Source organism: Vampirovibrio sp., from assembly GCF_041737375.1.
Taxonomy (GTDB): Bacteria; Cyanobacteriota; Vampirovibrionia; order Vampirovibrionales; family Vampirovibrionaceae; genus Vampirovibrio.
Genome location: NZ_JBGSRV010000020.1, coordinates 21110 through 30643, shown reverse-complemented (window position 1 = coordinate 30643; position 9534 = coordinate 21110). Strand labels below are relative to the sequence as shown.

Here is a 9534-nt window from a genome sequence, read left to right as displayed (position 1 = left end):
ACTTACTGGTTATACCAGGCTTTACGCCATGCCTTTAATTGACTGATTTCCTTCTCTTGGCTATCAATAATACTTTGAGCCATGGTTTTTATTTCAGCATGCTGGGCTTTTTGCTGGGCATCTTTAGCCATTGTGACTGCCCCTTCATGATGTGAAATCATGGCGTTTATAAAGCGAGATCATAGTTTTTATCGGCTGCTCCCAAGCTTTGCATCATATGGTGTTGGCATTGCATATTATTCATATGTTGTGAATCATTTGCATGCATTTGCGCTTCTATCTTGTTAGCACTCAAAAGTAGCAATGCAGTCAATAGGCTTATGCTTAAAATGGAAGTCAACATTTTTTTTCAAAACAGACTCCTCCCCTCTATTCTGCTTGGCATTTTATTCACTAAAGCCAGAAAAACTATTACCCTAACGTGCGGCTACTGCACCGGAAGGCTATTTAAGCGCATAGGGTTGACCCTGTACTATAATACAGGGTTTAGGATAACAGGGTAGGAAAAAGGTCAATTCAAGATGAAGCCATTGTCCAGGAAACAGGTTGCCGATGCGGCCAAGATAACAATTGAAGCGGTTCGATTCTATGAAAAAGAAGCGCTGATTGCTGAACCACCCAGAAGCCAGGCTGGTTATCGCCAATACCCGGCAGATACAGTAAAACGCCTACGGTTTATCAAGCGCGCGCAAAGCCTGGGCTTTTCTCTGCCGGAAATCAGAGAATTATTGGTCCTACGGGTAGATCCAGAAACCACAGCAGCGAACATTCGCTATCGTGCACAGCAGAAGATTCAAGAGATTGAACAAAAAATTCAGGCGTTGCACGCCATGAAATTAGCGCTTGAGCGCATCACAGAATCCTGTAATGGAAGTGGCCCGGCTACAGAATGCCCAATTTTAGAGGCTCTAGACCAGGAATTAAACGAAAGGGGGACAAAGTATGACTAAACAGCAAGAACATCACTGCTGCAGCGCTTCTCACGACAAGGAAGTCAAAGAGGTCGCATTAAGTAAAGTAGATCCCATCTGTGGAATGACGGTCAATCCCGAAACAACAGAGCTGAAATCCACTTACCAGGGTGAAACATTTTATTTTTGTAGTCAACATTGCCATAGCAAATTTGAGGCCAATCCCAAGCAAGCGTTGTCTAAAAGCGAACCGACATCCCATCCGGTTTTATCTGCCGACGATAAAACTAACCTGTTCACCTGCCCCATGCACCCTGAAATTCAGCAGCAAGGACCTGGTACCTGTGCCCTTTGCGGTATGGCCTTAGAGCCGATGATCATCAGCCTGGAAAATCCGGAAGATCCCGAATTGGCACAGATGGGGTATCGCTTCAAGTACAGCAGCATTCTGGCCGCCATTGTGGTTCTTTTCGCAATGATAAAACATCTGCCGAATCTGCAATTTCCTGAGTGGCTTTCAATGCAAACAAGCCAATGGATTGAACTGGCCCTAACTACTCCAGTGGTACTTTGGGGAGGCTGGCCTTTTTTTCAGCGGGGTGGGATGTCAATTCGGAATCGACACTTGAACATGTTTACCCTGATTGCGATTGGCACAGGCGTGGCTTACCTGTTCAGTGTTGTGGCGACGGTTGTCCCTGAAATTTTTCCTGCTTCGTTTAAGGACGTTCACGGCATGGTCGGGGTGTATTTTGAAGCGGCTGCTGCCATCACCGCATTGGTATTATTGGGGCAAGTACTGGAACTCAAGGCCCGAGAGCAAACCAGCGGGGCCATTAAGCAATTATTGGGGCTGGCCCCAAAAACGGCCCGTTTGATTGATGAGCAAGGTCACGAATTTGATATTGCATTGGAATCGGTTCAACTTGGCAATCATCTTCGGATCCGTCCGGGAGAAAAAGTACCAGTGGATGGGCGAGTGATTGACGGTCAAAGCAATATCGATGAATCTATGATTACTGGAGAACCGCTTCCCGTGGAAAAAATGCCCGGAGATCAGGTTACGGGCGGAACAGTCAACGGTACGGGCAGTTTGGTGATGCAAGCCGAGCGGGTGGGAAAAGACACGCTTTTGTCTCAAATTGTGCAAATGGTTTCAGAAGCCCAGCGGAGCCGTGCGCCAATTCAACGGCTGGCAGATACGGTGGCGGGCTGGTTTGTGCCCTTGGTATTACTGGTGGCAATTGCAACTTTTTTCATTTGGGCCACGGTAGGTCCAGAACCTCGTTTTGCCTATGCATTGGTGAATGCGGTCGCCGTTTTGATTATTGCCTGTCCCTGTGCCTTGGGTTTGGCCACGCCGATGTCCATTATGGTGGGAACCGGCCGGGGCGCGTCAGAAGGGGTGTTGATTAAAAATGCCGAAGCGCTGGAAACCCTGGAGAAGGTCAACACCTTGGTAGTAGACAAAACCGGCACTCTGACTGAGGGTAAGCCTAAGCTGGCTCAAGTAATCAGTATATCACCCAATTTAAGTGAGCTGGATCTCCTACGCCTGACGGCTTCTTTAGAGCAGGGCAGTGAACATCCGCTGGCAGAAGCGATTGTACAAGGGGCAAAGACCAGTAACTTGTCCTTGTTGCCTATTGAAAACTTTCAATCAATTACTGGACAAGGGGTCATGGGCCAGATTCAGGGAAAAGCCGTAAAGGTGGGCAATCAGCGGATGATGTTATCCCTTTCCTTGGAAACGCTTGAAAAACAGGCCAATGAAATGCGCCAACAAGGACACACTGTGATGTATGTAACCATAAATGATCATTTGGCAGGTCTGGTTTCGGTGGCCGATCCCATTAAGGCTTCGACACCGGAGGCCATTCAGCAACTTCAGAGGGAAGGCATCCAGATCATTATGGTGACTGGCGACAACCAGAAAACGGCTGAAGCAGTGGCTAAAGCACTGGGCTTGAACCAGGTGGAGGCAGAGGTGCTGCCCGAGCAGAAGCATGAGATTATCAAGCGCCTGCAATCGGAAGGACGAGTTGTTGCAATGGCAGGAGATGGAATTAATGACGCCCCCGCATTGGCTCAAGCACACGTAGGAATTGCGATGGGCACTGGCACGGATGTGGCCATGGAAAGCGCTAGCGTCACTCTGGTCAAGGGCGATTTAAGAGGGGTGATTAAGGCAATCCGGCTGAGCCGCGCGACCATGCACAATATTCGCCTAAACCTGTTCTTTGCTTTTGTTTATAATCTGTTAGGTGTTCCCATTGCAGCAGGATTGCTATACCCATTTACGGGCATGTTACTAAGCCCTATGGTGGCTGCAGCGGCCATGAGCCTGAGTTCCGTTTCCGTGATTGGTAATGCTTTGCGTTTAAGGACTATTAAAATCTAGCCTCTGCAGACTCTGTTTTCTGGCATAATTAAATGCGAAATACAGACATACTGGCCACTTTGTCTTTTAACTCTATTTTTTTACTAGGATAGGGTTAAAAGTGATTCCTGGCTGAGTTGAAAGTCGAAATTTATTATGGACAAAAACTTAATGCAGTATCTGATCAAAACATCACTGTCAGCATTAATTATTGTGGCCGTTTCTGAAGTTTCTAAGCGCAATAGCTGGTTGGGTGCATTACTAGCCTCTTTGCCTCTGGTCTCTGTACTTGCCCTAATCTGGTTATATAGTGATACCAAGAGCATTGAAAAGGTAGCGTCACTCTCTACAAGCATTTTTTGGATGGTTATTCCTTCATTATCTTTGTTTTTGCTGCTGCCCATTTTACTCAAAAAACACATACCTTTTTATTTAGCACTCACTGTATCCTGCCTGATAACTAGTCTAATTTATTATCTGGCCTCTTTGATTTACGGAAAATTGGGGATTAAGCTTTAACCATTTTGCAAATACCTTCAGGCAAGCAGTATAGTTTTGCTAAACAGAATTGAGAATAAGTCTTATAAAAGCGATGACTGAGTCACGGATTGCCTCGTTTGGGCAAACCAGTTCTCCCAGTCGGAAAATTCTTCTCCCAGGCTGGCCAATAGTTTCTGTTTTTCTTGTTCCGGGATGCGGATAAACAGACCTGATGCCTCCACCAACACTTCGTTCGTGCGTTTCAGCTTAATAAGGCCTTTCATCTCCATAGCCCGCCCGGCATCTCGAATCAATTCTGCTTCTACCCATAACGCTTCTCCAAGAGGCGCAGGTTTCCGAAATTTCAATTCCAGTTTGCCGGTCTGAACCCATTTGTCATAAAGAAAGGCCACCCGCCCAATGGTTTCATCCAGCACCGTGGATAAAATTCCCCCATGCACGATGCCCGGCCAGCTTTGGTGGTGATCCTGCGGCGTAAATTCAGCCCAAACCTTGTGCTGGTCACTGAAGAAATTCATTTGTAAACCATTCGCATTTTCTCGACCACAGACAAAGCAAAAGCGCGACGCTGGTTGGCGATTCTGGCTAGTCATTGGGTAGGCTTCGGGTTCTGTGATAGTCACAATGCTTCTCTCCATTTGATTATAGACATTAATGTAGTACAAAAACAGGTTTGGCAATCGCTTCAATTTGGCCAGCATGAATGGGTCCAAAATAACGACTATCAAAGCTTTCAGGATGGTAAGTTGATACTAACCAAACACTACCAGTTTGCACGATGTATGTTTTGTGAACTAACTGAGGTAATGGAAAGTTTCTTCTATCCTGGGGCAAGGACTGGCTATTCAATAGCCAGTTTCCATTCACAGCAACCCCTTGTGATGTCACCGAAACGACATCGCCTGCAACAGCAGCCACTGGCTTCATAAGGTGCATAGAGCCGCCAGGGCAATCTCCATCAGGAATGTAACCTCGCTGTTTGGCCATTCGAAAGAAGGGCGTATCCCGCGGACAAAGCCAGACAAACTGTCCACGCCGAATAGGACCATGGATGGGTTCTATCTTCCAAATGCCTGGGGGGACGGATGGTGTAGTAATAATCCGATAGCCTTGGGCATAAAACACCCATAACAGGCTCCCAATCAGGGCAACCCCACTAAAATACCGAATCAATAGCGATTTCATCGGGCTTGGGTTGGAGGTTGCTGGATCCTCTCCAATCTCACAGGCTGCACCCGCTGCTTGATACCAGAGCTTGTAGAGCTGCCACTTGAAGACGTCAAGTTGCCCGTATGTTTAAGCCTGATTTGCTTTGCCTCCAAGATTGTATCTGACTGTTTGGGTGGCGCAATTTTGGCAGCCTCTTTAAACCAGGGATCGCGGAAATACAGAATTTGAGTCCCCTGAATTGGCGCGTGGCCTGCCGCAAAAATCAGCATTTCTCCAGGATTTTCAATATTGCCCAGCCGGTCTTTTCTAGGCGCTTTTAAACGCATAACTTCATCTGGTGTCATCAATGGGCGGCCCAGAGAGTGAAACGAACGGCTGACTTGACCCAGCATTCCACCTGAGCGTTTTCCCGAACTGGTATAGTCCTCTTTGACCACGGTTGCTTGCCCCAACAGCTTGGATAACCATTCTGCCGTCAGCACGTTATTGGGTGCATAGGCCACCCGAATATGACAGTTGGCAAGAATGCTTTCATTTTGCCCGTATGCGGCTTGCAGTTGGGCGATATCCTGCATGATGAGATAGGCTTTCATGCCATACCCTGCAATGAATGCCAAGGCTTCCTGAAACACTTCCAGACGGCCAAAGGTGGGGAACTCATCCAGCATTAACAGCAGACGCTGTTCATAGGATTTGGCGGGCTGGCCGCCTTCAAATTTTTGCTCATCTCGGGTCAAAACGCGCACAATCTGGTTCAGGATCAGGCGCATTAGGGGCTTCAATCGATCTTTGTCTGCCGGGCGAACCACCAGGTAAAGTGAAACCGGATGCTTTTGATGCATCAGGTCATGGATAGAAAAATCACTGCGGCTGATATTCTTGGCGACCAATGGATCCCGGTAAATGGTCAAAAAAGCCTGAGCGGAAGAAAGCACCGAACCCCGTTCTTGCTCTGGCCGATTCAGCATATCTTGTCCCGCTGAAGCCACCACTTGCCGGGCGGTTTGGCTACTGTGTCGGTTACTCACCATCTCCTCATACAGGGCATCAATTGGGCGGGTGGGATCTGAGATGGCATAGGCCACATCGGATAAGCTGGCTTTTTTGCCGGTCTGGTAAATCAAATGCAAGATTAGGCCGGTTAAAAACGCATGCGCAGTCTTGGCCCAGTGATCCACTAGGCCTTTTCCATCGGGATCGACAATGATGTTGGCTAGGTTCTGCACATCGCCCACTTCGGTCACGCCGAGGCGCACTTCATCCAACGGGTTAAAGGCACAACTGCCGATTTCGGAAGCGGGGTCAAACTTCAACACCGTGCCGTTCAACTGATGTTTTCGGTAGCCCGCCGTTAGATTCCATAGTTCCGCCTTCATGTCATTGACCACTACCGAATGCGGCCAAGTCAGTAAGGTGGGAACAACCAGGCCTACGCCCTTCCCAGAGCGCGTGGGAGCAATGGCTGCAATATGTTCCGGGCCATTGTGGCGCAGATAATGCAGTCGTTTTTTCTGATCCGTCCAACCGCCCACATAAACCCCGGCATTAGGCTCCTGTGGGTTTGGCAGTAGACCCGTGTCTTCAATTTCTGCTTGGATGGCAAAATGGGCAGTGCCATGTACGTCTTGGTGGCCTTGAGGATTCCGTGCCCGAAGAGTCAACAGCGTAAAGTACGAAAAGACAGTGATTCCCAGCGTTAACAGCAGGAATACATTAACCACTGAAAACGTTTGAGGCCCACTGGTGGCAAACTGGTTCTGCCAAACCAGCCAATTCCACGGGGCATAAAAACGCTCAAACCAGGGATTCCCCAAAGCTGGATTATAGTGGAATCGCTCGGCCACAAATTGCGTGGCTCCCGTGCTGGCCAAAATCATGACCAAGGCCATAATCGTCAAATCCAGCGAAGTTTGAGTCTGTGGTTTAGCTTTGCTCATCGCCCTCGTCCTTTCAGCTGGCCTGAATACTGCCATTGGCCTTTCTCATCCAATTGAACCGTCTGCCCCACAGCAATTTTCTTAAAGTCCTCTGATCGCTGAACGGGTTTAACCAACAGGGCTTCTTGGGTTTCAAGTAGCACAACTTCAGAGCCATCCGTTAAAGTACGCCGCCCCTGATAGCTTACAGTACCTGCATCTTGAGCCATCCAAGCCCGATGGGGTTTCAGATCGTTCACCCGTTCCCGCATCCGGTTTCGCTCGGTGATATAGGCCTGCAAAGCGTGTGAATTAGAGCTTTCTGGTCGCAGAGATGCTTGTTGCGCCTGAATGAGTTGTAGACGCTCTTGCTCCAGCCCTTCATCTTTGAAGCTCACCGCCATTTTGTGTTGAGCGGCCAGCTGCACAATTTGCCGTTTGAATTCAGGGCTGCCTTGCACATCCAGGGGCTGATTTTGAAAGCGCTCAGCGGCCATTGTGAGGGCCAAAATGGTGGAACCCATGGTTACAGTGCTGACCGATACCCATTGCTTCTCATCGGTCACAGAACCCCCGTCTTGGACTTGGTATATCAAGTCGCCGTTTTTACGAATGAAGGGCTTCAAATCCTGATAGATAAGTTGCTTGGCTTGCGTCAGGTCATCCGCAGTTAATAAGGCCTTTTCAAAGTTATCTTGCTTGGCTTTCCGATGGCGTAGTAGCTCAAGCGCCTTGCTACTTCCTTGTTCCGCTTCCTGAATCAGGAATTCTTGCCATGTCGGTGCGGGTTGCAAGGCTTTCAAATTCTGTTTTTGGCGTTTTACTGTTTCGCGCTGCGCTTGCAATGCCGATTGGCGATTTTGCGCCAATTGCTGGTAGGCCAGCCGTTTGGCTTGTGAAGTCAGGCTGGATTGCTTAATTTTCAATCGTTCCTGAGCATGCCAGACTTTTAAATGCTGGGCAAATCGTTCTTTCTCAGTTGCCAGGCGTTCTTTGAGTTGGCTTTTGGCCAGCCAAGCCGATTGTTTTTGAGATTGAAAATTCGTATAAAGTTCTTGCGCTGCTTCATCCGTCTGCTTTGGCCCTTTCTGGTAAGTCATTTTAGGGTTTTCCTGTTTGGTCACAGGCGATTGAACGTTTTCAGGGGGAACATACACCCCAAAGCGCTCAGTCAAACTTTTAAAGGACAGACTTTGATCAACAGAACTGGCTTTAACCCCCATGGACCCATCGGCCAGGGTTACGACCAAACCAGCGCCACGCGGTTTAATCATCAAGCCATGCTCGGCCATCACTTGGTGCAGTGCCTCCCAGCCTTTCCCCTCTTGTACTGCTTGAACCAAGGCTGGTTTGGCTTCCGTCTGAATCCAGCCCAGTAAGGTTTGCTCCCCAGTATGGGCCTCCAAGACTTGGGCTTTGCCGTAGCGTTGTCCCTGGCCCATGCCGTTATCCACGGTCAATCCGTGTTTAAGTTCCAGCGCTCGGCAAGTCTTATCCCGGATATAGTAATCCCGATAAGGCTCATGGAGCTTAAATGTAGCCGGATGCACCTTGTTGATGGCCAAATGAAGATGAATATTATCCGTATCCTTATGCACCGCGCTAATCCGCTGGTGTTCCTCAAAACCCAAAGCTTCGCACACCTGGTCTTCGATATCTTCGAGTTGCGTTCGGGTGGGCTGTTCACCCTCAGGAAATGAAATCACACAATGATAGGTTTTATCCGCTTGAGAACGTGTATTTTGAGACTGAGTGATCAGCACTTCGGCAATGGCCATTGCCGGAATTTCAGCCTCACAATTGGAAAGTCGATACCAAAGCACCTTCTCGCCTTCGGTTTCTGCTTTTAAGTCCACCACGTATTCAGCGGTACGTGTCCACAAAATGGTGGCCGCATCGTTCTTGGCTTCCAGCACATAGCGGCCCAAGCGGTCAAAATCGGAGGTTTTCAGTTTCCGGTCAATTCGCTTGGAAATCATAAGCGCTTTTTCTCTGTCATCACAATATGAGCCAATTCTAGTTGCAGCGACTCGATTTGCTGGAGCACAGAGCGCACGTTACTGGCATCAGTTCCGTCCCCCTTCTTTTCCGTCAGCCAAAGCTTAAGCAAGCCACCCAATCGACCCTGATCCGCATGAAGTTTGATGAGTGTTGTAATGGCGACTTTATCAAAGGCACTTTTAGGTTCAAAGCCCAAGGCCAGAGAACGCATGAACGTACTAGGGGCCAACTTGACAGCGCTTGCCCGGTGTTCTATTTTCACCCGCTCACTGGCGGAAACATAGACTTTAATGGGATGCAGACGATCCCGGATCTCCCGATCTGCCATTGGATTTCCCCTTGAATTTTAACCACTTGAATGACTTGGCGGTAGCCAAACAGGACGTGCGTTGAGGGGTTCCCCCGAATAAGCTTTCTCTGTATTGGAGGGATGCAAGCTGTGCTTGTAGGCCTACAATACCTGTCCTGCCATTTTTTATTACGAAAATCTGTGCAAAAGTATGCAATATTCATGTCACACTGGCCTTTTTCATGCAACGTTTGCATTGTATTGCACTGTTTTGCATAGTTTTTCGGAGTTTTGCGTTCTTTTGCATTCTCAAGAAGGCCAAACTATGCAAAACTTGTCAAAAGAATGAGTCCCGTGCTATCGTTC

General features: G+C 48.4%; 9 protein-coding genes. 3 read left to right on the top strand and 6 right to left on the bottom strand.

The features are described 5' to 3' along the window. Positions 1-2: 2 nt before the first annotated feature. A complete protein-coding gene (locus tag ACEW81_RS13145; RefSeq protein ID WP_373533454.1) occupies positions 3-131 on the bottom strand; it encodes a DUF305 domain-containing protein in 129 nt (42 codons plus the stop codon). Between the two features lie 390 nt (positions 132-521). On the opposite strand from ACEW81_RS13145, the gene ACEW81_RS13140 reads away from it, so the two are divergent. The 3 genes from ACEW81_RS13140 (at position 522) to ACEW81_RS13130 (ending at position 3810) form a co-directional block, all read left to right on the top strand. Continuing rightward, positions 522-950: a heavy metal-responsive transcriptional regulator gene (locus ACEW81_RS13140; RefSeq protein ID WP_373533453.1), complete on the top strand. Its 429-nt coding sequence runs from the start codon at positions 522-524 to the stop codon at positions 948-950. Then, positions 943-3312, top strand: coding sequence for a heavy metal translocating P-type ATPase (locus ACEW81_RS13135; protein WP_373533452.1), 2370 nt, complete (start codon positions 943-945; stop codon positions 3310-3312). Before ACEW81_RS13140 ends, ACEW81_RS13135 begins: the two co-directional genes overlap by 8 nt. A 150-nt stretch (positions 3313-3462) precedes the next feature. Next, positions 3463-3810 carry a DUF3147 family protein gene (locus ACEW81_RS13130; protein ID WP_373533451.1) on the top strand — a complete coding sequence of 116 codons (348 nt, stop codon included), beginning with the start codon at positions 3463-3465 and terminating at the stop codon, positions 3808-3810. Positions 3811-3872: 62 nt separating this feature from the next. Here ACEW81_RS13130 and ACEW81_RS13125 read toward each other — a convergent pair whose 3' ends face one another. From ACEW81_RS13125 to ACEW81_RS13105, 5 genes are read right to left on the bottom strand one after another with little or no spacing between them, the layout of a single operon-like run. After that, entirely contained in the window at positions 3873-4493 is a 621-nt protein-coding gene (locus ACEW81_RS13125) for a PaaI family thioesterase (RefSeq protein ID WP_373533450.1), read from the bottom strand. Then, complete coding sequence (traF, locus tag ACEW81_RS13120) at positions 4444-4977, bottom strand: conjugative transfer signal peptidase TraF (protein WP_373533449.1); 534 nt, start codon at positions 4975-4977, stop codon at positions 4444-4446. Before traF ends, ACEW81_RS13125 begins: the two co-directional genes overlap by 50 nt. Next, positions 4974-6899: a type IV secretory system conjugative DNA transfer family protein gene (locus ACEW81_RS13115; RefSeq protein WP_373533448.1), complete on the bottom strand. Its 1926-nt coding sequence runs from the start codon at positions 6897-6899 to the stop codon at positions 4974-4976. The genes traF and ACEW81_RS13115 overlap by 4 nt, the downstream gene beginning before the upstream one ends. Then, entirely contained in the window at positions 6896-8857 is a 1962-nt protein-coding gene (gene traI / locus ACEW81_RS13110) for a TraI/MobA(P) family conjugative relaxase (protein WP_373533447.1), read from the bottom strand. Before traI ends, ACEW81_RS13115 begins: the two co-directional genes overlap by 4 nt. Further along, the gene (locus ACEW81_RS13105; RefSeq protein WP_373533446.1) at positions 8854-9207 is read right to left on the bottom strand and encodes a plasmid mobilization protein; all 354 of its coding nucleotides are present in this window, start codon (positions 9205-9207) and stop codon (positions 8854-8856) included. The genes traI and ACEW81_RS13105 overlap by 4 nt, the downstream gene beginning before the upstream one ends. Positions 9208-9534 lie beyond the last annotated feature (327 nt).

Excerpts from the sequence above, each read along its gene's own strand:
- ACEW81_RS13145 (WP_373533454.1), bottom strand. The coding sequence starts at position 131 with ATGGCTAAAGATGCCCAGCAAAAAGCCCAGCATGCTGAAATAAAAACC.
- ACEW81_RS13140 (WP_373533453.1), top strand. The coding sequence starts at position 522 with ATGAAGCCATTGTCCAGGAAACAGGTTGCCGATGCGGCCAAGATAACA.
- ACEW81_RS13135 (WP_373533452.1), top strand. The coding sequence starts at position 943 with ATGACTAAACAGCAAGAACATCACTGCTGCAGCGCTTCTCACGACAAG.
- ACEW81_RS13130 (WP_373533451.1), top strand. The coding sequence starts at position 3,463 with ATGCAGTATCTGATCAAAACATCACTGTCAGCATTAATTATTGTGGCC.
- ACEW81_RS13125 (WP_373533450.1), bottom strand. The coding sequence starts at position 4,493 with ATGCTGGCCAAATTGAAGCGATTGCCAAACCTGTTTTTGTACTACATT.
- traF (WP_373533449.1), bottom strand. The coding sequence starts at position 4,977 with ATGAAATCGCTATTGATTCGGTATTTTAGTGGGGTTGCCCTGATTGGG.
- ACEW81_RS13115 (WP_373533448.1), bottom strand. The coding sequence starts at position 6,899 with ATGAGCAAAGCTAAACCACAGACTCAAACTTCGCTGGATTTGACGATT.
- traI (WP_373533447.1), bottom strand. The coding sequence starts at position 8,857 with ATGATTTCCAAGCGAATTGACCGGAAACTGAAAACCTCCGATTTTGAC.
- ACEW81_RS13105 (WP_373533446.1), bottom strand. The coding sequence starts at position 9,207 with ATGGCAGATCGGGAGATCCGGGATCGTCTGCATCCCATTAAAGTCTAT.